21 protein-coding genes and 1 pseudogene are annotated in these 25,037 nt (G+C 67.4%); 8 read left to right on the top strand and 14 right to left on the bottom strand.

The genetic code is table 11. The features are described 5' to 3' along the window. Window positions 1-207 precede the first annotated feature (207 nt). Together ABZV44_RS37415 and ABZV44_RS37410 are read left to right on the top strand one after the other, a co-directional pair. Window positions 208-1,563 (top strand): DUF3533 domain-containing protein, encoded by a 1,356-nt coding sequence (locus tag ABZV44_RS37415; RefSeq protein ID WP_354847340.1) that lies wholly within the window; start codon window positions 208-210, stop codon window positions 1,561-1,563. Beyond that, entirely contained in the window at window positions 1,560-2,063 is a 504-nt protein-coding gene (locus ABZV44_RS37410; RefSeq protein ID WP_354847337.1) for a MarR family transcriptional regulator, read from the top strand. The genes ABZV44_RS37415 and ABZV44_RS37410 overlap by 4 nt, the downstream gene beginning before the upstream one ends. A 250-nt stretch (window positions 2,064-2,313) precedes the next feature. Here the strand turns inward: ABZV44_RS37410 and ABZV44_RS37405 are convergent, their stop codons facing one another. Together ABZV44_RS37405 and ABZV44_RS37400 are read right to left on the bottom strand one after the other, a co-directional pair. Further along, window positions 2,314-2,997 carry a TetR/AcrR family transcriptional regulator gene (locus ABZV44_RS37405; RefSeq protein ID WP_354847370.1) on the bottom strand — a complete coding sequence of 228 codons (684 nt, stop codon included), beginning with the start codon at window positions 2,995-2,997 and terminating at the stop codon, window positions 2,314-2,316. Window positions 2,998-3,002: 5 nt separating this feature from the next. After that, the gene (locus tag ABZV44_RS37400; protein ID WP_354847334.1) at window positions 3,003-3,281 is read right to left on the bottom strand and encodes a hypothetical protein; all 279 of its coding nucleotides are present in this window, start codon (window positions 3,279-3,281) and stop codon (window positions 3,003-3,005) included. A gap of 312 nt (window positions 3,282-3,593) precedes the next feature. On the opposite strand from ABZV44_RS37400, the gene ABZV44_RS37395 reads away from it, so the two are divergent. After that, window positions 3,594-5,456, top strand: a complete 1,863-nt coding sequence (locus tag ABZV44_RS37395) for a cellulase family glycosylhydrolase (RefSeq protein WP_354847331.1) — start codon at window positions 3,594-3,596, stop codon at window positions 5,454-5,456. A gap of 480 nt (window positions 5,457-5,936) precedes the next feature. On the opposite strand, the gene ABZV44_RS37390 is transcribed toward ABZV44_RS37395, so the two are convergent. From ABZV44_RS37390 to ABZV44_RS37345, 10 genes are all read right to left on the bottom strand, one after another. After that, on the bottom strand, window positions 5,937-6,902 hold the full coding sequence (locus ABZV44_RS37390; protein ID WP_354847330.1) for a LysR substrate-binding domain-containing protein: 966 nt from the start codon (window positions 6,900-6,902) through the stop codon (window positions 5,937-5,939). Window positions 6,903-7,190: 288 nt separating this feature from the next. Continuing rightward, complete coding sequence (locus ABZV44_RS37385) at window positions 7,191-8,330, bottom strand: lipase family protein (protein ID WP_354847327.1); 1,140 nt, start codon at window positions 8,328-8,330, stop codon at window positions 7,191-7,193. Window positions 8,331-8,419: 89 nt separating this feature from the next. Then, entirely contained in the window at window positions 8,420-9,322 is a 903-nt protein-coding gene (locus tag ABZV44_RS37380) for an alpha/beta hydrolase (protein WP_354847324.1), read from the bottom strand. Window positions 9,323-9,447: 125 nt separating this feature from the next. After that, window positions 9,448-10,683, bottom strand: a complete 1,236-nt coding sequence (locus ABZV44_RS37375) for a DUF3533 domain-containing protein (RefSeq protein WP_354847322.1) — start codon at window positions 10,681-10,683, stop codon at window positions 9,448-9,450. A gap of 154 nt (window positions 10,684-10,837) precedes the next feature. Then, complete coding sequence (locus ABZV44_RS37370) at window positions 10,838-11,539, bottom strand: DUF3159 domain-containing protein (RefSeq protein ID WP_354847320.1); 702 nt, start codon at window positions 11,537-11,539, stop codon at window positions 10,838-10,840. 134 nt (window positions 11,540-11,673) lie between these two features. After that, window positions 11,674-13,122 carry a sulfatase-like hydrolase/transferase gene (locus ABZV44_RS37365; protein ID WP_354847317.1) on the bottom strand — a complete coding sequence of 483 codons (1,449 nt, stop codon included), beginning with the start codon at window positions 13,120-13,122 and terminating at the stop codon, window positions 11,674-11,676. Between the two features lie 63 nt (window positions 13,123-13,185). Further along, entirely contained in the window at window positions 13,186-14,157 is a 972-nt protein-coding gene (locus ABZV44_RS37360) for a formylglycine-generating enzyme family protein (RefSeq protein WP_354847314.1), read from the bottom strand. A gap of 29 nt (window positions 14,158-14,186) precedes the next feature. Then, complete coding sequence (locus tag ABZV44_RS37355) at window positions 14,187-14,504, bottom strand: DUF202 domain-containing protein (protein ID WP_354847312.1); 318 nt, start codon at window positions 14,502-14,504, stop codon at window positions 14,187-14,189. Then, complete coding sequence (locus ABZV44_RS37350; protein ID WP_354847367.1) at window positions 14,501-14,830, bottom strand: DUF202 domain-containing protein; 330 nt, start codon at window positions 14,828-14,830, stop codon at window positions 14,501-14,503. The genes ABZV44_RS37355 and ABZV44_RS37350 overlap by 4 nt, the downstream gene beginning before the upstream one ends. An 886-nt stretch (window positions 14,831-15,716) precedes the next feature. Beyond that, on the bottom strand, window positions 15,717-16,325 hold the full coding sequence (locus tag ABZV44_RS37345) for a TetR/AcrR family transcriptional regulator (protein ID WP_354847310.1): 609 nt from the start codon (window positions 16,323-16,325) through the stop codon (window positions 15,717-15,719). 696 nt (window positions 16,326-17,021) lie between these two features. Between ABZV44_RS37345 and ABZV44_RS37340 the strand changes: the two genes are divergently transcribed. Both ABZV44_RS37340 and ABZV44_RS37335 read left to right on the top strand, forming a co-directional pair. Next, window positions 17,022-17,789 (top strand): hypothetical protein, encoded by a 768-nt coding sequence (locus ABZV44_RS37340; protein ID WP_354847309.1) that lies wholly within the window; start codon window positions 17,022-17,024, stop codon window positions 17,787-17,789. A gap of 27 nt (window positions 17,790-17,816) precedes the next feature. Then, window positions 17,817-18,572, top strand: a complete 756-nt coding sequence (locus ABZV44_RS37335) for a hypothetical protein (protein ID WP_354847307.1) — start codon at window positions 17,817-17,819, stop codon at window positions 18,570-18,572. Window positions 18,573-18,972: 400 nt separating this feature from the next. Here the strand turns inward: ABZV44_RS37335 and ABZV44_RS37330 are convergent, their stop codons facing one another. Beyond that, window positions 18,973-19,302 carry a transposase family protein gene (locus tag ABZV44_RS37330; RefSeq protein ID WP_354847305.1) on the bottom strand — a complete coding sequence of 110 codons (330 nt, stop codon included), beginning with the start codon at window positions 19,300-19,302 and terminating at the stop codon, window positions 18,973-18,975. A 264-nt stretch (window positions 19,303-19,566) separates the two neighbouring features. Then, a pseudogene (locus ABZV44_RS37325) lies at window positions 19,567-19,824 on the bottom strand (transposase); the annotation flags it as partial. Between the two features lie 427 nt (window positions 19,825-20,251). Here ABZV44_RS37325 and ABZV44_RS37320 point away from each other — a divergent pair. The 3 genes from ABZV44_RS37320 to ABZV44_RS37310 all read left to right on the top strand — a co-directional run bounded on the left by ABZV44_RS37320 (window position 20,252) and on the right by ABZV44_RS37310 (window position 24,851). After that, window positions 20,252-21,610, top strand: a complete 1,359-nt coding sequence (locus tag ABZV44_RS37320; protein ID WP_354847302.1) for a wax ester/triacylglycerol synthase family O-acyltransferase — start codon at window positions 20,252-20,254, stop codon at window positions 21,608-21,610. A gap of 20 nt (window positions 21,611-21,630) precedes the next feature. After that, a complete protein-coding gene (locus tag ABZV44_RS37315; RefSeq protein ID WP_354847300.1) occupies window positions 21,631-22,287 on the top strand; it encodes a TetR/AcrR family transcriptional regulator in 657 nt (218 codons plus the stop codon). Window positions 22,288-23,423: 1,136 nt separating this feature from the next. Then, a complete protein-coding gene (locus ABZV44_RS37310) occupies window positions 23,424-24,851 on the top strand; it encodes an alpha/beta hydrolase (protein ID WP_354847297.1) in 1,428 nt (475 codons plus the stop codon). The last annotated feature ends 186 nt before the right edge of the window (window positions 24,852-25,037 follow it).

Raw genomic sequence — 25,037 nt, 5'->3', positions numbered from 1 at the left:
CACGTTCAATAGTGTCACTATCTAGCTAGAAAGTTAAGATTTCCAAGCGGCTCGGTTGACCAGCCGCGATGACAGGAACCCTCATTCCCGCACTCCGACGCCTTCTCGGCGCACATCGAAACTGGAGCACCATGCCAGCGCCACGCCTCACCAGAACCAGGTGCCACAAGCAGGCCCCTGTCGCCGCACTCAGCTGCGGGAGCCGCCATGTCTGAGCACGCACTTCGGGCCAGCGCCCGCGGGCTGCTGCGCAGTAAGAGCCTGTGGCTGCCGTCGGCGCTTATCCTCGGACTGCTGTCGTTGGTCCTGTCCCTGCTGTACCTGGGCGCCAACAACGACCCGGTCGGCTCGATGAAGAACCTGCCGATCGCCCTGGTCAACGCCGACCAAGGCACCCAAGTCGCCGGCAAACAGATCAACCTGGGCGCGCAGATCACTCCGCAGATCAGCGGCGCCGCCGATCTGAAAGGCAAGGTCGCCTGGAAGCTGGTCGACCGCCACACCGCCGACGACCTCCTCGCCAAGGATGAGGCGTTCGGCGCGCTCGTCATCCCAGAGGATTTCTCCGCCTCCGTGGCCGCCCTCGCCGGCCCGGCCCACCACGAGGCACACCCGCCGACCATGACAGTGCTGACCAACCCCGCCGCGGGAAGCTTCGGCTCCTCCATGGCCGCCGAGATCAACCGCAAGGTCGTGCAGAGTACCTCTGCCCAGGTGGGTCTGCAGCTTGCGCAGGTGCTGAGCCAGCAGGCCGCACACCAGGCCGCCACCGGCTCCGCCGAGCAGCCCACCGCACCGGGTGCCGCCGCGCAGCTGATGATCGCCGACCCCGTCAAGGCCACCGTCGAGGAGGGCTACCCGCTCGGCCACCACAGCGGCCTCGGGCTGAGCGCGTTCTTCTACACCCTCGTCCTCGTCCTCGGTGGCATGTTGGGCGCCAACGTGATCCACGCCCAGGTGGACACCGCCCTCGGCTACCTCGCCAACGACAAGGGCCCGTTCCGCACCGTCAAGCCCGTGCAGCACATCAGCCGGGTGCGCCACTTCGCGGTGGGCTCGGTCCTCATGCTCATCCTGTCGATGCTGACCTCCGCACTGGCGATGGCCGCCGCCGTCGGCATCATCGGCATCGACGCCTCCCACCTGCCCATGTTGTGGATCTTCGGAACCTGCGCCACCGCCGCGATGGGCATCACCGCCCTGGCGCTGCTCGCCGCCTTGGGCACCCCGGGACCCATTGTCTCGATGCTCGTGCTGATCGGCCTGGCCATCCCGTCCGCCGGTGCCACCATCCCGCTGCAGGCCCTGCCGGGTTTCTACCGGTTCCTCGCGGACTTCGAGCCCTTCCGGCAGGTCGTCGACGGCGTCCGCGCCATCCTCTACTTCGACGCGCAGGCCGCCGCCGGACTCGGCCGCGCCTGGACCATGGTCGGCATCGGCTTCGCCGTGGCCCTGATCCTCGGCGTCGCAGTCACCCACCTCTACGACCGCAAGGGCCTGCACCGAACCGCGCCCCCACGAACCGGGATCACTGCTTGCCCCGCGGAGCCGACGCGCGCATGAACGCGGGTCCTACGCCGGCCTTGGCCGAGGACCCGGCGCTGCGGCCACTCGGCCGCCTCTACCGCATCACCGCCCTCTGGAAGGCCCAACTGGCGCCTGTTCTCAAGGAGCGCGGGCTCAACGCCGCCACCTTCCACGTACTCGTGACGCTGCGTCAGACCGACGCCTCCCATAGGTTGACCACCAGCCAACTGGCCGCCCTCGACAGGGTCACCTGCTCCGTGATGACCGTGCGCGCGGACAAGCTGGAGAGGGAGGGGCTGATCACCCGGGAACGCGACGAACAGGACCGCCGCATCATCCACCTCCGGCTGACCGAGTACGGCCTGGACCTGACCGACCGCCTCCTCGCCCACCACCACGCAACCGAACAGCAGCTGCTGGCAACGCTCGACGCCGACGAACACCTGGTCCTCGCGAAACTTGTCAGCAGCCTGGAACGCTCGATTGGCCGCCCGGCCGAGCCGCATCGGTCGAAACGGAATGCGACCCAGACATAGTCACGCGCCCGCGTCAAAGCGACGAGTGTCCGCCGGGCCAGGAGTTCCGCTCTATCACGGGCGGCTCCGGTGAGCTCACGCAACGGGGCCGGCGGTTTACCGGCGAGATGGAATACGGCCAGGAAGTCCATGCCCGTCCGCGAGGCTCCGCTGAGCCCCCATCCGGTGTCCGGGTGGGGGCTCAGTCGTTTCCGTTGGCGCCGCGGGCTGGCCGGTTCGGTCAGCGTGGTACGCGGCATAGACAGGGCGTTCAGATTTTCGTTGCGGGTTCGGTGTGGGTGGCCGTGAGGATCATCGTGACGAGGAAGTTCGTGAAGGCGGTGCGTTCGGTGGTGAGGTCGCCGCGTAGCCACATGGCGAGGACTTCCAGGCAGCCGCTGACGAGGGTCAGGGCGGTCAGTTCGAAGTCGGAATCTGTTGCGGGGCCGGTGATGTGCTGGCGTCGGGCTTCGCTCACGACGAGCACAGCGACGAGTTTGGTCAGCTGCTGGCGGCCGGTGCGCAGGGTCGCGGTGGCTTGGGATTCGATGAACAGCCGCGCGCGGCGGGGGTCTTCGGTGAGGAAGTCGAGTGCGGTGTTCACCACGAGCCGGGTCTGTTCGGCGGGAGTGTCACCTTGGCCGGCCGCTTCGGTCAGGGTGGTCAGCGCCAACGCGATGTGATGCTCCATGACCGCGCCCATCAGATCGTCGATGTCGGCGAAGCTTTCCCGGAAGTAGCGGTCGTTGAGCTTTGCGGCCGCGCACACCTTGCGCACCGTCACAGCCGTAACCCCTTCGGCGGCAAGCAGATCGAGGGCAGCGTCGAGCAGGGCGGCGCGGCGTTGGGCGCGGCGGTCGGCGGCGGGGGTGCCGCCGTAGGGCCGCCGCACGATCCTCGGGGCAGGCTGGTTCATGGCCTGTCCAGACTGCCATGTCGTGGTGGCGGCCGGCATGGTGGTCACACCGCGTGCACTCGCCGGGCGCGGGTGTCGGCGAGCCGGTCGTGGCGGTTATAGGTGCGGTCGCCGTGGTTCAGGGTTCGCATGCGGTCGGCGAGGCGGGCCAGGTTGCGGTGCCCGAGGCGGGCGTGCAGACCGTCGAGGCCGGGGACGATTCGGCGCGGGTACTCGAGCAGGCGGTTGGAGACGGCGACGGCCACGACGAGGGCCTGGAACGATTTGTTGTCGGGCAGTCCGAGGTCAAGGGCGACACCGATAACCGGGCGAACCCGGACCACCCGAGAAGGAGCACACCATCGCGACCACACGCCCTCGCAACTGGATGGACGCCCCGCATTCGGGCATAGGAAGGTTCAAAGCACCTGCGACTGTGGCCCCGGGCCGCAGGGTGTTCGAACGTCCCATCATCATCTGCAGGTTGGGGGTGATTAACAAGAAAAGCTGATCAAACACCGAAGATTTGCTGTTTCAGAAATCGGGTTTCCGACCCTACCGTTGCTCCTCGACCGGCCCCGCCGGGAGTGGCCCGGGTCGCTGCTCATCAGTGGCGCCGATCAATCGGATTGGTCTCGCGATGATGAGGATTCGGAATGAGAAAGTTAGCCACGGTGCTGCTCTTGCTCGGAACATTGGTGGTTCCGTTCATGCACAGCACCGCTCCCGCAACAGCTGATCCCGGCGGCATGAAGGGCCCGCTGAGTACGAGCGGGCGTTACATCGTCGACGCCAACGGCAATCGGGTGAAGCTGAAGTCCGGCAACTGGCACGGCTCGAGCGGCACCTGGAACGGCAGTGGCGACGACGAGCTCGCCGCGAACAACTTCGCCGAGGAGATCGGGCACCGGGCCCCGCTGGGCCTGGACCGGGTGCCGATGGCCAAACTGATCGCGGACTTCAAGGCGCTGGGGCTCAACAGCATTCGCCTGCCGTTCTCGAATGAGATGATCACCGACGCCCGGGCGGTGCAGGGACTGACGGCCAATCCGGAACTCAACGGACTGCGCCCGATCGAGGTGTACGACCGAGCTGTGGCCGCCCTCACCTCGGCCGGACTCGGCGTCATCCTCAACAATCACACCACCACCACACGCTGGTGCTGTGGTGTGGACGGCAACGAGCGCTGGAACTCGGGCCAGTCTTGGGAGAAATGGATCGACGACTGGGTGTTCATGACCGCCCGGTATCGCAACGATCCCGGCGTCATCGGCGCGGACCTGCGCAACGAGGTGCGCCGCGACACCTGGGACAACCCCAACTGGGGGCAGGGCGACAGCCACGACTGGGCCGACGCCGCACAGGAGGCCGGCGACGCCATTCTCACCAAGGGCAATCCGGATCTGCTCATCATGGTCGAGGGCGTCAACTGGATGGGCATCCCCACCGACCTGACCTGGCACGAGCGTCCGATGCTCGAGCCGATGAAGCGGTTGTCCACCACCTTGGTGAAATCCCACAAGGTCGTGTACGCGGTCCACTTCTACGGCTACATCGGGCCCAACCACACCGGCGGCACAGGTCTCGGCGGCGGTGAGACGCACGACCCGCGCTTCCGCGATATGTCGCGCGCCGATCTGTTCAAGTCGATGGACGAACGCGCCGGTTACGTCGCCACGACCGCCGACAAGCACTTCACCGCCCCGGTCTGGGTCAGCGAATTCGGTGTCGGCAAAACCGATGCCAACGACCTGGACAAGGCGTGGTTCAAGAACATGGTCGACTACCTCATCGACCGCGATCTCGACTTCGCCTATTGGCCGATCATCGGCTTCCAGCAGAACGACAAGGGCAACTCCTGGGGTCTGCTGCGCTATGACACCACGGGCGGGCTGCGCAAAATCATCGACGCCGACGACTGGCGCGGTGCGCATTTCACTCGTCTGATGGACGCGAACGGCTTCACCGGCAAGGTCACCCCGACCCGCACCTGGTCCATGCTCCAGGGCATCCACGAGGACGACAACCGCTCGATCCGCGCCGCCGACGACTGGGACAACGGCGCGCACAAGATGGTGTGCCCCGACGGCCAGCGACTGTTCGGTGTCACCGACCGCGGCCAGGGCGGGCTCTGCGGTGACGCCACCTTGGGCGATTTGTGGCAGTCCGGCACCGGCGCGGTCAAAGTCAGCTCCGAGAAGGTCAGCACCGACTGGGCGAACGGTTTTACCAAGTATCAGTGTGCCGAAGGACAGTTCATGATCGGCTACAGCCTGCGCGGTGACGCCATGTCGGGAATCCTGTGCGCACCCGGCCGGGTCCCCCTGGCGGGTGCGGGCCGCACCCTGTGGTTCGACCGCGGCGACAACCGTCCCGCCTCCGGTGAGGGCGGCGACTGGGCCAACAGCTACTACAAGGGCCAGTGCAACGCCAACGAGTACGTCGCCGGAATCGCCTTCTCCGGCAACAACAACCGCGGCAACCGGCCGCAAGCGCTCTACTGCCGCACCCTCCCCTGAGCCACGGCTGCACAGCAGCCGGGCCCGAAGTTCCACGGTGTGGGCCTGACTCCCCTGCCTTGGAATTCGGGCCCCACCGCCGGCCCGATCGGTTTCCCGGTCGTCTCACCCGTACTCCCCGAGACGGCCGGGAACCCGAACACGGACGCGGTGGATGCGTGGTTGTGAGACAACGCGCACGCTCGGCCGCAGAACGCCACGGTCAGATCCTTCACGGCGTGGACTTCGAGGCCTGATTCAAAGTCGGCCAACGCTTTTGCGCCGCTGAAGCGGCGTCTTCCTGCCTCGATCTCAGCGCCTCGGCTGTGTCACTGATCTTCTGGTCGGTCTGTTGGAGGTCGCGTTGTATCTCGTTGACCGCGTCGAGTAGGCGGTCAACCTTCTCATCGATGATCGAGTAAAGAGGGGAAGCCGGAACTCGATAGGAGCTCCAATTGTGGGGTGATATCGCCCGGCGGGATTCGCCCACATGGATGTGGATCAAGAGGATGCTGCGGTGGCGGTGTGTACCTGTTTCCGGTCGCCGCGACGGGGTGTCTGGAGCCGGGCGAGCAGGCCGGGATTCGCGTCGCGGACCCGGCGCGCGACGTCGATGAAGGATCGCACCAGAGCGCTCTCGTGCCCGGCGCGCCAGCTCACGGCGACCTCGTTCGGGGCCGCGTCGGTCACCGGCACCAGCCGCACGCCGGGGAACTTGATCCAGGCGGCGCACGGCACTGTCATCGCGATGGCGGCCCCGGTGGCCACCTGGTGCAATTGCTCCAGCAGTGTCTTCGAACGGCCGGCTATCGGCGCTGGTCGGCCGCCGCGATGGGAGTCCAACTGCCAGAAGGCGTTCCAGATCGGGTCGGTGGCGGCGGACGACAGGATCGGCTCATCCAGCAATTCCGCCGCCGCGACCTGCTCGCGGTCCGCCAGGTGATGGTTCGCGGGCAGCATCACCATCAGCGGTTGCCGGAACAGCCGTTCGAACCGCAGCCCGGCGTCCTCGAACGGTCTGCGCACGATCGCAACATCTACCTGTCCGTTCGCCAAGCCCGCCGAAGGGGTTTCGTAAGTGGAGTGGTTCAGCTCCAGGCTGACCTCGGGATGGCGTTCCCGGAACGTGGCCAGGATCGGCTCGGTCAAGGTCAGCGCCGCTCCCTCGAGGCAGCCCAGCACCAGCCGGTCGTGTTCACCGCGATGGATTGCCCGGGCCTCCTCGAGCCCGGAAGCCAAACTGGCCAACGTGTCTCGTGCATGTCGCAGAAATGCCGCTCCGGCCGCCGTCAGCTCCACCTGCCGGGTGGTCCGCGAGAACAACGTGACGTCCATCTTGTGTTCGAGCAGTTTGATCTGGGCGCTCAGGCCCTGCTGTGACAGGTGCAGCCGCTGGGCGGCCCGGGTGAAGCTCAATTCCTCCGCGACCGCGATGAAGTACTGCAACTGTCGAGAATGAACTTCCATGCGGGGCATGCCTATGCAGGTCAGGAGTCCGAAATGGGTTGTTTACCAGGCTCTTCTGTGAACGATCAGCAATTTGTAGCAGTCCACCGGTAAGCCGCCGACGCTAGCAGCACAGCGGGGCCGGAATCGCCCGCTACGGTGGGCGTCGCCTGCGACATTGTTGTTTCCTGCTGAATTGCTGGAAGTGGTGCTTGCGCGTGGGGGCTGGTTGCCGCCTGGGCCGGACACCCCCTGACCGATCACGGACGCAGGCCGGTGGTTGGTCCGGCCCGCGGCGGGATGTCGGTGTCAGGCGAGGGCTTTGGCGACGAAGGGGATCGAGTCGGCCTGGGAGGCGAGGACGGTGCCGTTGTGGTCGGTGGGGTAGGTGTGCAGGATCAGGGGTTGGTGGTCGGCGGTGAGGGTGGCCGCGTAGCGCAGGGTATTGGGCATGATGATGTTGGTGTCGCGCAGGCCTTGGCCGATGAATACCGGTTTGTCGAAACCTGTTTCGGGCAGGGCGAGGTCGTTGTGCAACATCCCGGGCGGTAGTTCGCTCAGCGGGCGGGCCAGCAGGTCTTTGAGCGAGACTCCGGCGTCGGTGAGTTCGGTGTACATGTCGTCTCCGCAGATCTGCTGGGCACGGGTGAACCAGTAGCGGCCGGCGTCGGTCAGGTAGGAGTCGATGTCGAGGTCGGGGTGGCTGGTTTTCAGGCCGTTGAGGACGTAGAGAGTGGCGCGGGTGTTGTAGCCGCTGAGTTTCACCGGCGGGAATGCGGGTCCGGCCGCGCCGATGAGTTCTTCGTTGTAGGCGGGGACTCCGGTGCCGACCGCGCCGCGGTAGTCCAGTTCACGGCCGCCGAATTCGGTGGCGTAGCGGGCGGTGAACATGGCGGCTTCGCCGCCTTGGGATTGACCGACGACGACCCATTTCCGCGACAGATTGGGGTAGTGGCGGGTGGCGGCTTTGACGCCGTCGACGATGTTGGCGGCTTCGACTTTGCCGTTGAGGTAGGGCTGCTCGCCGGGGGTGCCGAGGCCGGCGTAGTCGGAGGCGACGACGGCGTAGCCCTGATCGAGCCAGGTGTCGAGGTAGGCCCAGTCCCGCTCGACTTCGGCGGGTCCGCGGAGAGAGTAGGCGCATTGGTCGGCCAGGCCGAGGGTGCCGTGGGCCCAGGCGATGATCGGCCAGCCACCGGGCGGTGGCGGGCCGGGCGGGAAGTAGACTGCGCCGCTGGAGGTGGCCGGGGCTCCGCCCGCGGTGGTGGTCGTGTAGATGATTCGGGCGGAGTCGACCGAACCGGGCAGCGTTGCTGCCGGGGCGAGAGGCTCGACGGATTCGACGACGCCGGTTTCGGGTGCCGGGACGGGCGCGGCGACGGCGGGTACGGCAGGCAGCGCGGCCAGGGTGGCGAGCACGGTCGCGGTGCGCGGCCAGGATGCGGACATGAGGATCGGGTCTCCAGGTGTCGGGGATCAGGCGTGGATCCGGATGCGGGACAAGGTGTTCAGAGGTGGCGCGCGCTGGCTCCGGGTGGTCAGTGGCTGGTGGGTGCGAAAGCGGTGATGGCGGCGGCGACGCTGTCGGGGTCTTCGATGGGCAGGAAGTGGCCGATGTCGGGGATTTCGGTGAACCGGGCGCGGGGGGCCAGTTCGGACAGGGCGATGCCCATGGCGATCACGGCGATCGGGTCGGCGGAGCCCCACACGAATTGCACGGGCGCGGACTCCGATTCGGTGATCAGCGCATCGAGCCAGCGTTGCTGGTGCAGGTAGCGTTCGCGCACGTAGGCGTAGACGTGCGGCAGCCGGTGGTGGCCGTGACGGTAGGCGAGCAATTCGGTCATGACCCGCGCGTCCTGGTCGGACAGGCGGTGGGGGCGGGCCATCAACCGGCGCAGACCGGGCACGTAGCCGGGCAGCACGCCCGCGCACACGCGCGCGGCTTCGGGCAGGCGTGAGGGTGTTTCGAGCATGCGCTGGAAGTCGGTGAGCTGGGCGTGGGTTTTGAGGATGCTGCCGTTGAGGAAGGTGGAGCCGGCCAGGGTGAACGGCAGGTTCCCGGCGTGTTTGCGCGCGAGGAGTTCGGTGTGCAGGCTCGTGCCCATGTCGTGGGAGATCACGTGGGCGGCGGTGATGTCGAGGGCGGTGGTGACGGCTTCGGCGACATCGGCCTGCTGGAACAGCGAGTAGCTGTAGTCGAGGGGTTTGTCGGAGAGCCCGAACCCTGGCAGATCGACTGCGACACAGTGGAAGTCGTCGGCGAGCAGCTCCATGGTGTCGCGCCAGTCGAAGCTGGAGGTGGGAAACCCGTGGATGAACAGCAGCGTTGGTGCGCCGCGGTGGCCGCGTTCGGTGACGAACACCTCCATGCCGAAAGCATCGAGGTGGCGGCCGCACGCGCTCCAGTCCCTCGCGGCGGCAGACAGATTGGTCGACATTGCTTTTCCTACTGAGGTCGTAGTGGTGTCGGGTCGGAGCGGTTGCTCGTGCGGTGTCCGGGATAGTCGAGGACCTGAGCGAGCGCCCCCGCAGTCCGCCAACGCCGGTGCGGCAAGGGTTTCGGTCACTCGGTCGCGGGCGTGCGGTGCAGTTCCTTGCGGTCGTAGTAGGAGGTGACCGCGGCGCCGAGCACCAGCCCGATGACGAGTCCGAACAGGGTCATCAAGACTCCGCGGGTCAGTCCGGCGGCGCCGTCGGCGTCGAAATAGAGGATGGCGCGAATGCCGAGATACACCTGGTGCATCGGTTCGAAATCAGCCAGGCGCGCAACGGTTTTCGGGAGTGCTTCGATCGGGATGGTGCCGCCCGAGGACGGCAGGCCCAACACGATGAACAGGACCAGGTTGATCAAAAGCCCGGCGGTGCCCAGGGCGGACACGATCGACAGGGCGGTGACACCGACCGCGAGGATGGCGACGCTGCTGTAGAGGAACAACGCCGGCGGCCGGTCGATGGGCATGCCCAGCGCGTACCCGACGGCCATGAAGATCGCCGAGACGATCGGGGCGGTGCCCGCGATGATGCCCCATTTCAGCAGCAGGGTGCGCAGCCGGGAGATGGGTGTGGGCGGGTAGTGCACGTACCAGGGACCGAATTCGGTGGGCGCGAACCCGAGAGAGGCGTCGACCATGGCGTTGATGACCATGGCGCCGGTGAACCCGGCCAGCAGCACCATCATCGTGTAGAAGAACGCGGTCAGCCCGCCACCGGTGCCGTCGGGCAACGGGTGATAGGCGGTGACGGCCACGGTGATCGGTGCGGCGAGCATCAACCGGGTCAGCCCGCCCACCTCCGGTGCCGGTGCGCCGGCGGTGGGTTGGAGTTGGGCGTTGACGGTGGTGGTGAGTTGCTGTCCGATGCGCTGATTGGCTTGTGCGAGTGCGGTTCCGGCGACGGACTGGACGACACCGGCGGCGAACGACCCGGTGCGGGGGTTGGTGTAGACGGTGACGGCCGGTTGGGTGACCTGGGTGGGGGTGACGCTGGCGGCGGCGAACGCGGCGAGGCTGGTGGTGAAGTCGGCGGGGATGACGATCGCGCCGTAGAGCGTGCCGTCGTCGAGTTGGGCTCGGGCGTCGTCGATCCCGAGCACCCGCAGGTCGATCCCGTTGCCGGGCAGCGTCTGGGTGAGGCTGTCGCTGATCTGGGAACCGATGTTGACCGGTTGCCCGCCCAGCACATCGCCGCTGTCCTGGTTCACCACCGCGATCGGGAAGTCGTGCAGGTGTTTGGCCGGGTTCACCACATACGCGAGGTACATGGTGGCCAGCAGCGTCATCAGCAGCGACACCACCACCACGGGCCCGAGCCATACCCGTACACGGGATCGCCGAGCCGAGCTGTGATCGCCTGATTGCGGGTTCGTCATGACGGCACCGGGTTCCTGGTAGAAGGGATCGACGAGGGGTGTGGGCCTGCTCAGGTGTCGGGCAGGACTCGGGTGTGGGGCAGGGTTAGCTGTCGGGCAGCCCGCCGCGGCCACGGCCGCCACCGCGGACCCACACCCAGGTGCCGGCGAACGCGGCGAGCAGTGCGGGTTTGTTGAGGATCAGCGCGAGGGTCCCCAGCAGCACGACGTTGTTGGCCAGATACACCGGAGCCATGATCAGAACGTGCACGGCGCAGAACGCGGCCCACGCGGCGGTCAGCCGCCGATGCAGCCGCACCCGCGCGGCCGGGTCGGAGACCTCGGCGGGTTCGAAGCGGATCTTGCGGCAGATCGGCAGGGTCAGCGGGGTGGCGGTGGCCAGGCTGAGCGCGAACGCGACCGCGAGGGCGGCGTAGAGGATCAGCGGCGGCAGGAAGAAGTCACGGCCTTCGCCGGTGGTGGCGGCCATGGCGGAGAACACCAGCACGATCGCGGTGGACACGGCCACGACCTTGGGGCGGTCGCCGTGCCGCAGCCGCACCACTCCGACTGCCAGCGCGGTCAGGACCGCGGCGACGATACCGACGACTATCCCGGCCAGCGAGAAGCCGACCACGTAGCCCAGAATCGGGGCGGCGCCGTCGATGAGGTGGCGGGCACCGCCCATCTCGCGGATCTTCGCCCACAACGCCCGAACTCCCGGAACCGGAGCGGGCGTGATACCGGGGCCGGCCGGGGGCGGAGTCCGGGGTGAGGGTGGGGTGTTCGGTGCGGGGGGAATTGTCATGTGAGTCAACGCCTTCGGTGCGCCGGGGCGGGCGGGGTCGGAGGGGCGTGCAGGGCGCGGACGGCGCGGCCCGTCGGGTGAACACGGTCCCTGCGCGCCGCGCTGGGCGGGCTGCCCGGCGCGGCGGGGAGGGGTCAGTCGACGATCGGGGGCGGGGTTTCGCCGGGGGTGCCCATGGTGGCGGCGGCTTCGGGTCCGCCGAAGCGGGCCACCAGCGCGGCCTGATCGGCCTTGGCGTGCTTGTCGACGCCCTCGGTGGTGTCGGGGTCGAGCAGCGTGATCAGTTCCGCGGTCAGCTCGGCGAGGACACTGGCGTGGGCGGGGTCGGCGGCCAGGTCACGGGTCTGGTCGGGGTCGTCGACCACGTTGAACAGCTCGGGGTCGTAGCCGACATAGTGGTGCAGTACGTAGTCGCCCTTGCGGAGCAGGAACGCCGCGCTGGGGGCGCCCATGGCGTGGTATTCGCTGAACACCACCCGCTGCGCGTCGGTGGGGCAGGTGGCGAGTTCGCGCAGCGACCGGCCCGGGCGAGCCGGCCCTGTGGGGATGACTCCGGCGGCGTCGAGGATCGTCGGATACAGATCGACCAGGCTGGCCGGGGTGTCACACACCTGCCCGGCGGGCACGCCGGGTCCGGCCACGATCAGCGGGACGCCGGAGGATTCGGTGTACATCAGCGATTTGCCCCACAGGCCGCGGCTGCCGACCATGTCACCGTGGTCGCTGGTGTATACGACCAGCGTGTTGCCGGCCTGGCCGGAGGCGTCGAGCGCGGCGAGGATGCGGCCCAGGTTGTGGTCGAGGTAGGACACCAGCCCGTAGTAGGCGGCCGCGGCGCGGCGACGTTCCTCCTCGGTGTTCGCGTTATCGAGGCCCGGCAGGACACCGGCGAACGTCTCGACCCACGGGTGGCGAGTGTGGCCGTGCTCGGGCCGCATCGTCGGAACCGGCATCGCCGCGGGGTCGTACATCTCGAAATACTCCGGCGGCGCGAGGTAGGGGAAGTGCGGCGCGAGCAGCCCGGTGTAGAGCACCCACGGCTCGCTGCTGTCCGCGTTGCGGATGAGCCAGTCGCAGGTGCGGTCGGTGACCGCGGCGTCGTAGCGGGTGTAATCCGATTCCGCGCCACCGGAGATCGACACCATCAGTGGGGCGTTGTCGCGGCGCGGCAGCGGATCGCGCACCGACCCCCACACCTGCCCGATCCCGTCCTTCAAGTGCATCGGCAGATGCTGGACGTCGAACCCGGTGGGATCGGAAGCGTTGCGGTAGTGCAGTTTCCCGATCGATTCGACGCGGCGGCCTGCGCGTTGGAGCTGGTGGCCCCAGCCCTCGACAGCGCCGTCGTAGCCCATCGCGTTGTCCCAGTACCCGGTCTGATGCGGATACAGCCCGGTCGCGAACGATGCCCGCGACGGCACGCAGATCGGGCTGGGGCAATAGGCATTGGCAAAGCGGGTTCCACGCGCGGCGAGCGCGTCCATGTTCGGGGTGTGGATGAGCGGATTGCCGGCGGCGCCGAGGATTTTCGGGTTGTGCTGGTCGGACATGACGACCAGCACGTTCATCGGCTGTTCGGACATGGTGTGTCCCTTTCGGTGAAGCGGGGGCCGCGCGGGTCACGCTCGGCCGGATGGATGGGTGAGTCAGGCGGCGACGCGGAAACCGGTGTTGCCGCTGGAGGAATCGGGTGAGTTGTGGATGCGCGCGGCGACGCGGTAGCGGTTGCAGTAGCTGTCGTGGCACAGATACGACCCGCCGCGCAGCACCCGGGTCTCGCCGTCGGCGGGACCGCGCGGATCCACGGCCAGGCCCAGGAGATGGTCGGTGGACCAGTGGTCGGCGCACCATTCCCACACGTTGCCGACCATCTGATACAGCCCGAAAGCGTTGGGGGCGAACGCCTCGACCGGCGCGGTGCCGGAGTAGCCGTCGGCGGCGGTGTTGTGGGTGGGGAAGCGGCCGCGGAAGATGTTGGCGCGGTAGCAGCCTTCGTCCTCGGGTTCGTCACCCCACGGGTAGCGGGCGTGCTCGACACCGCCGCGGGCGGCGTACTCCCATTCGGCCTCACTCGGCAGCCGCACACCCGCCCACGCGCAGTAGGCCTGCGCGTCACGCCAGGAGACGTGCACGACCGGGTGATCGGCGCGGGCGTCGATGTCGCTGCCGGGGCCTTCCGGCGCCCACCAGGTCGCCCCCGGCACTGCGCACCACCATGGTGTCGGGTCGGGGCGGTGAGCGTTGCGGCGCAACGCCGCGGGCAGGAATCCGGCGAACACATACGACCAGCCGTAGCGTTCTGCATCGGTGAGATATCCTGTGGCGGAAGCGAATTGGGCGAATTCGGCATTGGTGACGGTGTGGGAGGCGATCGCGAACCGCGACACCCGCACCGGCCGCACGGGGCCCTCCCCATCGGCCGGATAGCAATCGCGGTCCTCGCTGCCCATCCAGAACTGCCCACCCGGCAGCCGAACCAGCGCCGATGTCATACCGGCAACCGGGGACGCGGTGAGCGGCGCGGGAGCGGGCTGGGCGGTGTCGGAGCGCGACGGGGCGCAGCAGGATCCGCCGGTCGGCTCGCGGTCGGGGTTGTGGTGGCGTGTGGGTGAGTGCATGGCGGGTTCTCCTTCCCGAGAGCTGGTGTTCACTGGCCGAGGCCGAGGGTGGCGGTGGTCGCGGCGAGGGTGAGAGCGGCCGCGACGGTCGCGATCACTGGTCCGATCCGGCGCGGGCGCCGCGCCCGCAACGCGAGGTTGCGGCGGTAGCAGCAGATCGCGGTGACAGCGAGCGCGGCTACCGCCGCCGCGGTCGTCACGGTGAGTGCGAGCGTGGCGGCGTTGACCGCGGCGTGGGCCAGCACCGCGGCCGCCGGCACCGACGACAGCGCGGTGCGCCGCCACGCCAGCGCGGTCCGTTCGACCGCCAGCCCGGCGTCCGCCGGCCACGGCCCCGCCGCGCTCACGACGCCAGCACCGCGACGCCCGCGGCCAGCGTGACCACGCTGACCCCGACCGCGAGCACCGGCACCAGCACCGATCCCGGCAGATGCTCGCCGCGGGTCATGGCGGCCTCGACGCGTTTCCACTGCCGGTGCGCGCACGCCGCGATCGCCACCGCCAGCCCGGCGCACGCCGCGGCGACCGCGCGCCGGAACCCCGAGGTCGAGAACTGCTCGGCCAGGGTCTGGACCGCCACCCCACCGGCCAGCAACCCCAGCGCCGTGCGGATCCACGCTAGGAAGGTGCGCTCGTTGGCCAGGCTGAACCGGTAATCGATCGGCCCGGCCACCTCGCCCCCGCCGCTCTCGGCGGCCGGGTGGGGGCCTGGGATCTCGGTGGCCTGCTCGCTGGTGGGGCTGTGCACGTCGTTCGTTCCTCGCTCGGTCGCGATCCAACATTCAACCCCCTGATTGACATCATGCCTACAAATCGACAGCGTGTCTAGAAACATGTGAATGTTCACAGAATCGGCGGGTGCTGCGGACGAGCAGAAACCGCACGTGGCGGCCATCGCAGGCGGCGATTCGGCGATGAACCCATTGCCGGCGCAGCCGCCGCGGTGCCCGGTCACCTCGGGCGGGCGTGAAAGGGGCGGCGGAGTCTCATCCCGCGCATCAGCTGCGCGCGTCGTGGGCAGCCAGGGCTCACACGGGTGCAGGAACATCATCGAGGCGAAGGCGAGTCCCGGCCCGAGGCCCAATCGGCGGCCGCACAGCGACAACGCCACCAGCTATTCGACGACGTCCTCGGCGCTGATCACACAGCCCGATTCCAGCCACCACGACAGGATCGGCACCACCTGGCCCACCCCGGGCACGGGTGGACAACTGCGGATCGATGCGCACACACCCGAGTCATGCGCTGCACCGACCCGACGCCACATCTACCCGCATCCGACTCGGACACAGACAGCTGACATTGCGCGAATGCAGTGTCCGGGCTCGGGCATTAGGGCGAGTCGATGATCACGGAGCGACCAGCCGCCGCGCGCGTCCGCCTCCCGCACCTCTGCGGAGCCTTCTCCCGCTGCAGGCCGGGGGTTCAGGGACATTGCGACCCTGCACGGAGGAGTCTGGCGGCGACTCGCGGTCCGAGTCCGGCCGCCGAGCCGGCCAAGGGGATAAACCCCCGTCTGCAGCGAACCGGCGCTCTGCGCTCCCTGCCCGCGGATCAGGTCACGGGCGCGCGGGGGGAACGTCGTCGAAGCCCGAGGCCCAGTAACGGCCGCGCAGGGACAGGGTGAGCAGTTCTTCGGTGATCTCTTCGGCGGACTGGGGCATGCCCTGTTCGAGCCACCATGCCATCACCTGCACCATTTCCCCGACCCAGGCACGGGCGAGCATGTCGGCGGGTATCCGTAGCCGCGCACCCGCGGCGGCGGCGCGGTCGGCGAATATGCCCGCAGTGGCGGCGACGCGGTCCTCGACGAAGCGTCGCAGCGCGCGCCCGTCGCCTTCCCCGCGCAGCACGACCCGGTAGGCGTCGCGTTCTTCGGCGGCATGGCGGAACAGCTCCAGGACCGGTTTGCCGGTAAACCCCTTCACCGAGTTCGCGACCAGCGGCTGCAGCCGTCGCTGCATCTCCTCGATCAGCTCGGTGACAACCGCGTCGAGCAGGGCGTCCTTGTCGGTGTAGTGGCCATAGAAGGTGGCCCGGCTCAAATCGGCGCGTTCGGTGATGTCCTCCACGGTCACCGACGCGAAGCCGTGCTCGAGCACCAGCGCCACGAACGCCTCCCGCAACAGGCGGCGGCTGCGACGGCTGCGGCGATCTTCAGATACCACCAGGACCCCTTCCGGCTGCCCAACAATGATTGACATCGTATCGGAAATGGACACCGAGGATGAAGGCAGACGGCGTGTCCAATAACGGTTCCGGCGGCAGCCACAATGGACGGGCCGGGGCGGGCTGCCTTGGCGCGCACCGGAATCCGCGCACAAGCCCTCGAACTGCGCCACGGCCCACTTCTCCCGAATGCCCGCAGCCATGGTCTCCGGCTACCGGGGTCACCGCCGTCCCCAGCCGGGGTCGCGCCGGGGCCCCAGCGGTCCGCCGGGCCGCCCGCTCGGCGACTCCCGGGCGCCCGCGGATGCTGCTCCGCCAGTACGGCTTTCGAATCAACAGGGTCGCCGCAGCTTGCCCAGGTGGTGTCAGTGACCGAGAGCTGGCGGCGATCACCGGAAATCGTCATGGGTTCGAGGCCCGAACCCATAGATAGTCGACGTGTGCGTTAGAAGACCTACCATCTACTAGTAGACACAATGTAGAGAAACGTGTAGTTTCGAGTCCGTTCTGAGATCCACATCACTCCCTCGGATGGTTGTGACTCAGGACATTCAGCGGGGCAGGAGGATGCGGGCGCTGTGCTCGGGCAGCTCGCAGAGCCGCTTCCTCCGACGCCCCTGCGGGCCCCGACGGCCCTCGTCGCTTCCCTCGCGAGTGCCGTCGGGCCCGCCCCAGCACCGTGAATGAGGAATCCGATGAGAACCAGCCGATACGCCCTGACCGCGCTGATGGCCGCCGCGAGCATCGAACTCGCCACCGCCACCGTCGTCCACGCCGACCCCACACCCGCACCCGCGCCGGCGCCAGTGCACTACCACGCGGGCGTGGACGGCACCGACATCGTCGTGACGCTGGATCAGGGCAGCTTCACCGACTCCGGTGACGGGCACGTCGTGACGGTGCGCGACGCCGCCGCGCAGACCCTCGACAGCATCCCGTTGTCCTATACCCTCGCCGACGCCGCCCATGCGATCCGCCACCAGATCTCGCCCGACGGACGCACCCTGCGGCTGACTCCGGACACCAGCGGTATCGACGCGACCGCGCTCGAGCCGGTCACCCCACCGGTGGAGAACCAGCTCGCGATGAAGCCGGTCGCCTCGCCGGTGGAGAACCAGCTCGCGATGAACGACCTGATCAACAGCGTCAGCATCGGCACCTCCATCGGCAGCCTCGTCGGCACCGTCATCGGCGCCACCGTCGGTATCGGTGTCGGCTTCGCCCTGGCCGGGGCGTCATGCCTGGTGCTGTCGCTGGGCTGCGTCGTCGCGGTCCTGCCCATCGTGGCCCTGGTCGGTGGCATCGGCGGCATCGCCGGGCTCGCGATCGGCGGCGGCCCCACCGCCGCCTACTCCCTCTACCAGTACGTGCAAACCCTGCAGGCCCCGCCGGGCACCTCCCAGTACGGCGACTACTACAAGAACCGTCAGCAACAGATCCCCGCCGCTGACGCGCCCCGCTAGATCGCACCACCTTCCCAGGAGACCCTCGTGAAGATCGGCCCTCTCGGCCTCGCCGGCACCGCCGTCGCCTCCCTCGTGCTGACCAGCACCGCCACCGCCCACGCCCAACCCGCCGAACCGACCTACAACGCCACCATCGCCGACGGCGCGGTCATCTTCACCGTCGACCAGGCCACCATCACCCCCGGCCCCGACCGGACCCTGCAGATCAGCGACCGCTCCGGCACCCCGCTGGCCGCCCTGCCCCTGGAATTCCTGCTCGACGACCAGCATGGCGAGCTCGGCTACACCCTCTCCACTGACGCGCGCACCGTGACCCTCACCCCCGATCTGGCCAGCCTGCGCCCGGCCACCGCCACCGAGATCGCGTCCCCGCTGGAAGAACAACGCGCCCTCGACGACCTCGCCAGCGGCCTGACCCGCAACACCCTCGCCGGGCTGGTCATCGGCACCGTCGCCGGAGCCCTCGTCGGCGGCGCCATCGGCCTGGCCTCCTGCGTCGTCGTCGGACCCGGCTGCCTGGCAACCGTGCCCGCCGCCGTCACCGCCTTCGCCGCCGGCGGCGGCATCACCGGCACCATCTTGGGCGGCGGCACCGCCGCGGCCAGCGGACTATGGAAATACATCACCACCCGCAACGCCGCCCCCGGCCAAAGCCCCTACGCCAATGGAGATCTCAACGACCCCAACGGCACCGGCATCCCCGACGCCCACCTGCGCCTACCCAGCGGATCGGCCTCCGGCCTCAAATCCGGATCCTCCGGCGGCTCCTCCCACCACTGAACCCGGCAAAACACCGATCCCCGCGGGGCCAGCCGATCGGCTGGCCGCCGTGATGCGTGACCTTGTCTCCTCATCGATCGCAGCGTGGTCGAGGGCTCCCATCCTGTCCCCTACTCCATCGATGAGAATCCGGAAGAACCTGCCGAATCGGAGCACACGCTCATCAAAGACGATGCGGTTGGCAGCGAGGGGAATCACCCTCGCGTTGCTGTTGTGGCTCGACAGCCTGATCGAAACGTCTCCGTCACCGAAGGGCGCCAATCCTATTCCGCTCCTGGACATTTGGCCGGCGGACATGACCCTGTCCCAGCGGATGGGCCTTTCGGATGCTCGACGCGCGAAGCAACAGCGATGCGGAGACTGCGAGAGCGCTCTGGTCCGAAGCGACAAAGGATTCCGACTACTTCGCCGACCAGTCGGTCATCGCGTGCGCCGTCATCTCGGTGCCGTTGTCCATCCGAATGTGGACCGGTCTCCGGCCGGTAGCCGCGATAGTCTCGTCGAGCACCTTCACCAGACGGTCGGCGGTGCACGGACGAAATGCTCTGGTAGCCAGGGCTTCTCGGGTGAACTCGTTGACGATATTGAGCAACCGCAGCTGCCGGCCATCGACGGTGACGTCGACTTGGAAGTCCAACGCCCACATCTGATCCGGAAACGACGCCCTCATGCGCGGGTTGCGGCCGGTCCCGACGCGCCGCTTCTTGCGCGCCCGGCTCAGCCTGTTCAAACCCTCCTCGCGCCAGAGTCGTCGCGTCCGTTCATGGTTGGTGACCAGCCCTTCGCCACGACACAGCGCGTGTGCTTTGCGCCAACCGCGGATGCTTGCGCGAGATCACGCGCAGGCGAGCACGCAGCGTTCGTTCGATCTCGGCGACCGCCGGCGGGCGGCGTTGCACCGACCGCGACTGTCCAGCCACCCGGCATGCCCGGCGTTGTGATACCCGAAACCGTTGCTGCACAACCACTACGGCCCTGCGGCGACGATCCGGGTTCAGTAGTTTGCCCGGTTCAGTTCCTCGAGCATGTCGATGTCGAGGGCCTGCTCGGCGACCATCTTCTTCAGCCGCGCGTTCTCGCGTTCGAGCTCATTCAACCGTTTGGCGTCGTCGGACTTCATGCCGCCGTACTGGGACTGCCAGCGATGCCAAGAGGCCTCGGAGATCTCGAGGTGTTTGCACACCTCCTCGATCGAGAACTTCTCACCGAGCAGCTTCTCGCCCTCGCGGAGCTTGCGGATGATCTGTTCGGGGGTGTGTCGTCGTCACGTCATGTCGTGATCTCGTCCTCCTGCACCCATTCTGGTGCATCAGAACTCTCACAACCGCTGGACCTGCTCAAAGGGCTCCAGCCACTTGGACGTGCGACCAGTGTTTATTGTTCGCACACAATTAACGAGACGTAACGGTCGATCAAGACCATGACGTGTCAGCTGACACTACACTCGCAGTCACCCCTCCAGATCGAGGGCTTCACCGTTCGAGCCTGTCAGCGCCGACACGGTGTCGCGCTCCGTGCCGCGATGCACGGAAATCACCAGACGTCCGGGACCGACGCCCCGAGCTGTTGGCATCCCCTACCCGCCAGCGGCCGCGTCCGGCACCGACACGACCCGGGAGGAATCCGTGGGCCAGCAGCACACCCCTGACGACATCTCGACCGCACGCGCCATTGGCACTGTGAGACAGCTTGATTCGCTCGATCTGCACCTGCTCGATACCGAAACGTCCACTACGCCACTACACATTGGCGCGATCACGCTGCTCGACTCCGCGTCAGCGCCGAACGGACCGCTCGATTCCGAAGCACTGCGACGGCTTTTCGCACAGCGGCTGCCCTTCCTCGCGCCGCTACGGCGCCGGGTGCGCACAGTCCCGTTCGGATTGGACCTGCCCTACTGGGAGGACTGTGCGGAGATCGACCTGAAATACCACGTCCGCGATATCCGGCTGCCCGACGGCGCCGATGATCGAGAACTCGCCGACTACGTCGCGCGCCGCCACGGTCAGCCGCTCGACAGGTCGCGCCCGCTGTGGGAATGCCACCTCGTGTCCGGACTCTCGGGCGGGCGGCAGGCCGTCTACACGAAAGTGCACCACGCGGTGATCGACGGCGTATCCGCCGCCGAGATCATGGCCGCCATAATGGATATCTGCGAAACACCCTCCGCCACACTATCGTCGACTCCGGAGGTACGTCGCGACCGGACACCGTCGACCGTCGAAATGCTCGCGCGCAGCCTCCCGAACGCGATCACCCGACCGGCAACCCGATTCCGCGCCGCCCTGCGCGCCGTGCCGACGCTGCTGGCTTCCGCCGATGATCTACGCACCAAACACCCCGACGTACCGTTCAACGGTCCCCTCACCAGCGCCCGTAGCGTCGCCTACACATCGCTGCCCCTCGACGCGGTGAAAACCATCAAGAACAGCGTCGGCGGGACGGTCAACGATGTCGTGATGGCCTTGTGCACCACCGCGTTACGGACCTGGATGCACAACCGGGGCCTCGCCACCGACCGACCGCTACTGGCCGCCATACCCGTATCGGTGCGCACACCCGAACAGTTCGGTACCGCGGGAAACCAGTTCTCACTCATGCTCACCACGCTGCCGATCTCCGAAACCGACCCCCGCCATCGAGTGAAACTCTTGCGGGACAATCTGCTTGTCGCCAAACAACGATTCGGCGCCCAGTCATCGAAGCTGCTGCACGAGGTCACCACACTGGCGACACCACTGCTGCACGGCATGCCCACCCGAGTTGTGATGCGAGCGGCCGCGTCCACTCTCCCTCTGGTCAACCTGCTCGTCTCGAATGTGCCCGGGCCGCAGATACCGCTGTACCTCAATGGAATTCGCGTGCTCTCGAGCCACCCAGTCTCAGTGCTCACCGAGCTGTCAGGCTGCCTGAACATCACTGTCATGTCCTACGACGGACACCTCGACTTCGGAATTCTCGCCTGCCCCGACACCGTTCCCGACGTCTGGGACATCGCTCGCAATCTCGAGGACGCACTGGCCGAACTCCAGGCCTGACCGACCTAACGGAGCAGGAAATGACCGCCGAACCCATCGAATACGAGCCGACGATACCGTCGCGGCAGTCCGCCAAATTCGTCGTACGTGCCAGGCGTGCGCTGCGGCGACGGCGCGCCCTGGCAGCAGCGACCGAGGTCTTCGTCGCACGCGGCTTTCACGCGGCCACGATGGATGAGATCGCGCATCGCGCAGGCTGGAGCAAACCGATTCTGTACAAGGAATTCTCGGGAAAGCTCGAGCTTTATCTGGCGGTGTTGCAGCACCACATCGACGCATTGACCGACGGGGTGCGGCGGGCACTGCACTCGACCACCGCGAATCGGGACCGGGTCCGCGCCGCGATCCAGGCCTACTTCGACTTTGTCGACCATGAAACGCAAGGGTTTCGGCTGGTCTTCGATTCCAACGTACCGAGTGAGCCCTCGATACGATGGCGAGTCGGACGCGCAACAGACGACTGCGTGACAGCCGTCTCCACCGCCGTCGCGCACGATTCCGGATTGAGCCCGAACCGATCTCGCATGCTCGCCGCCGGGCTGGTCGGCGCCAGCCAATTCGCCGCGCAGCACTGGCTCGACACCGGCCGCGCTGTCCCGAAGGCCGACGCCATCGCGGCGGTGATCACCCTGTGCTGGGGCGGACTGTCGTCCGTACCGCTGCAGTCGACCGAGTGACTCCGCGCCTGCAAAGCGCTACGCCGACGGGCATGGCGATCTCGCCGCGCGAGCGCGCACTCGCGCGCCGCAGAGACCGTAAAGCCACACCCCATAACCACCTGGACACGACCTGAAGAGTGGTCGGCCCTTCGTGACCGTAATCGCAAGGAGGCCGTCGATGCTCTGGTGGAGGCTCTGACCGCGACAATGAACGTTTGGGACCTTGTGGAGATCAAGCAGGCAATTCTGTGGGACTTTGCTGAGGGCGCTGCGTGACCGACTGGCCATCAGTTCGAGCGAGCAACGAGTGCTATGGCCACCTCCGCTCTGAAGCTAGAGCTTCTCGGGCTTGCGGGGGTACCGGCAATGGAAGAGGTCCGAGGCGAGTTGCAGGACCTGAGCGACGATCTCGAGAGGCAAGTTCGGCAACTCGAACCAGCAACCTGCCGACTCGCTGGACGGATGACTACCACACACAATCGGCAGTGTCCCAAGGGTATCGAAAGATGTTGCAGCGCTTGGAACAACGATCAGGATTGGCACGCAAACGTCGAGATCAGCGACCTTGAAAACCGTCGTGGTTCACGCCACCGTGGGTTCAAATCCCACACCCACCGCAGGTCGGGCGCGGTCTCTACGATCATCGCCCCCTCGACGAGGCTCCGTCCGCAGCGGTACATGAAGCCGCGTTCGGCCTGGTCAACGGTGCGCGGCGGGGTTCTCGCCGCAGGTCGTGGCGTCCAGGGGGTTGCCGAGTCCGGCCGTAGGACAGACGGGCAAGCCCGATGTCGGGGCACACGCCGCAACCCTCTGACCTGAGATGGCTCATTTGGTTAGTCACCGGCTTGTGTGGGCGATCGATCGGACCACGCCGGTGAATCGACCTAACCGGGCATTTGCCGCGTGATCGGCTACGGTTCGGCGTCGAGGGTTCCTTGTAAGACAGCCACGCATTTTCACCGTGACGATAGCGAGGATCTGTGACGAACCGCGCTCGTTTCACCCGATGCATAGTGGCATCCATGATGGTGGCCGCGGCTGTGGCTTGCGGCGCCGCGCCCGCCACGGCTCAGCCGTCGGATGAGGCGACCGGGGGAACGCCTGCCCCGGTCTGGACCCCGTGCCCCGACCACCCGGATTTCGAATGCACCACCGTGCCGGCACCATTGGACTACCAGCATCCCGAGAGTCGCACGATCGAGCTGGCGGTCATCCGGCACCGGGCAACCGACCCCGCGCATCGGATCGGCAGCCTGCTGTTCAACCCGGGCGGGCCGGCAGGAGCAGGCACCACAGTCCTCCCAATCGCATATCCGCTCTTCCCACTCCAGATCCAGGAACGGTTCGACATCGTCAGCTGGGATCCGCGCGGGGTCGGTGAATCGACCTCCGTCCAATGCTTCGACGATCAGGCGGAGTACGACGCCTGGTTCGCGCAGTTGCCTGTGGGTTTTCCGGTCGGCCACGAGCAGGAGCAGCGGTGGATCGACCTGTACGCCGAGCTCGGCCGGGGTTGCGAGCGGCGCGACCCGGCCCTGTTGCGGTTCGTCTCCACCACCGACTCGGCCTACGACATTGATCTGCTGCGCAGAGTCCTCGGCGAACAGCTGGTGACCTACTTCGGGGTCTCCTACGGGACGCTGCTGGGCGCCACCTACGCCAACCTTTTCCCCGACCGGGTCCGGGCGATGGTGCTGGACGGCAATATCGATCCGTCTGCGTGGTACGACTGGAACCCGGCGTTGTCGACCTTCCTACGGCAGGCATCCGACCTGGGAACGGCCAAGACGCTGGAACAGTTCTTGAACCTGTGCAGCCAAGCAGGCCCGATCCGCTGCCCGTTCTCGGCCGGCAGTGCGGTGGCGACCCGAGCGAAGTACGAGGCACTGCTGCACCGCCTGCTCATCCACCCGCAGGACGGGTTCACCTACGCCGCCACCGCCAACGCCGTGCGCGCCAATCTGTATACCGTCCATGACACCGCCGGTTCCCCAGCGAACTGGACGGCGCTGGCCGAGCTGCTGCAGCAGCTGTGGCTGGGCGCACCGCCGCAGATGCCCGCCCCGGGCGAGAATCGCCTGGTGGACTGGTCCTCGACAGCGCTGAGCGACTCCTCCCGGGAAGGTTCGGCCCAACAGCAAAAGTACACAGGCGTCGAGCAGCCCTTGGCGATCATATGCGGCGAGAGTCCCAACCCGCGCGATCCGCACAGCTACGGCGCCATGGCGAAGTTCAGTACCGTTCGAGCCGGTACGGTCGGGCCCTTCTGGGCGTGGGTGACCGAGGCGTGCTCCACCTGGCCCGCCAAGGCCGCCCATCGCTACACCGGCCCGTGGGGCCGCTCCGCGACGCCGATCCTCACCGTCAACGCCATCTACGATCCCGCCACCCCGTACCACAACGCCCTGGCCATGACCGCCCAACTGCACAACGCCAGACTGCTTACCGTCGCTGGATACGGGCACACCACGCTGTTCAACCCGAGCAGCTGCGCGAAAGCCTACGAGAGCGACTACGTCATCCGTGGCGCGCTGCCCCCACCCGGCACGGTCTGCAAGCAGGACGTCCCACCGTTCACGTGACACCACCTCCAGCAGATCCACCCCGACAGGCTGGCGACCAACGGCGCCGATCACAATCGCGGCGGTGGCCATCCGGGTGGCCGCACGGCGTGCGCGCCACCGAACAATGCCTGGTCGCAAGGACGCTGGGCGAACATGCCCCACCTGTGTGACGTGCACAAATGATCCGTATGCGAATCTGGGGGT

Origin of the sequence: Nocardia sp. NPDC004860 (genome assembly GCF_040609015.1) — a bacterium.
Lineage (GTDB): Bacteria > Actinomycetota > Actinomycetes > Mycobacteriales > Mycobacteriaceae > Nocardia.
This window is presented reverse-complemented; position numbering and strand designations above follow the sequence as displayed.

Bases quoted from the DNA above. Each gene is read 5' to 3' on its own strand.
- ABZV44_RS37380 (WP_354847324.1), bottom strand. From the start codon at position 9,322: ATGTCGACCAATCTGTCTGCCGCCGCGAGGGACTGGAGCGCGTGCGGC.
- ABZV44_RS37390 (WP_354847330.1), bottom strand. From the start codon at position 6,902: ATGGAAGTTCATTCTCGACAGTTGCAGTACTTCATCGCGGTCGCGGAG.
- ABZV44_RS37370 (WP_354847320.1), bottom strand. From the start codon at position 11,539: ATGACAATTCCCCCCGCACCGAACACCCCACCCTCACCCCGGACTCCG.
- ABZV44_RS37360 (WP_354847314.1), bottom strand. From the start codon at position 14,157: ATGCACTCACCCACACGCCACCACAACCCCGACCGCGAGCCGACCGGC.
- ABZV44_RS37340 (WP_354847309.1), top strand. From the start codon at position 17,022: ATGAGAACCAGCCGATACGCCCTGACCGCGCTGATGGCCGCCGCGAGC.
- ABZV44_RS37410 (WP_354847337.1), top strand. From the start codon at position 1,560: ATGAACGCGGGTCCTACGCCGGCCTTGGCCGAGGACCCGGCGCTGCGG.
- ABZV44_RS37415 (WP_354847340.1), top strand. From the start codon at position 208: ATGTCTGAGCACGCACTTCGGGCCAGCGCCCGCGGGCTGCTGCGCAGT.
- ABZV44_RS37315 (WP_354847300.1), top strand. From the start codon at position 21,631: ATGACCGCCGAACCCATCGAATACGAGCCGACGATACCGTCGCGGCAG.
- ABZV44_RS37405 (WP_354847370.1), bottom strand. From the start codon at position 2,997: ATGCCGGCCGCCACCACGACATGGCAGTCTGGACAGGCCATGAACCAG.
- ABZV44_RS37395 (WP_354847331.1), top strand. From the start codon at position 3,594: ATGAGAAAGTTAGCCACGGTGCTGCTCTTGCTCGGAACATTGGTGGTT.
- ABZV44_RS37365 (WP_354847317.1), bottom strand. From the start codon at position 13,122: ATGTCCGAACAGCCGATGAACGTGCTGGTCGTCATGTCCGACCAGCAC.
- ABZV44_RS37385 (WP_354847327.1), bottom strand. From the start codon at position 8,330: ATGTCCGCATCCTGGCCGCGCACCGCGACCGTGCTCGCCACCCTGGCC.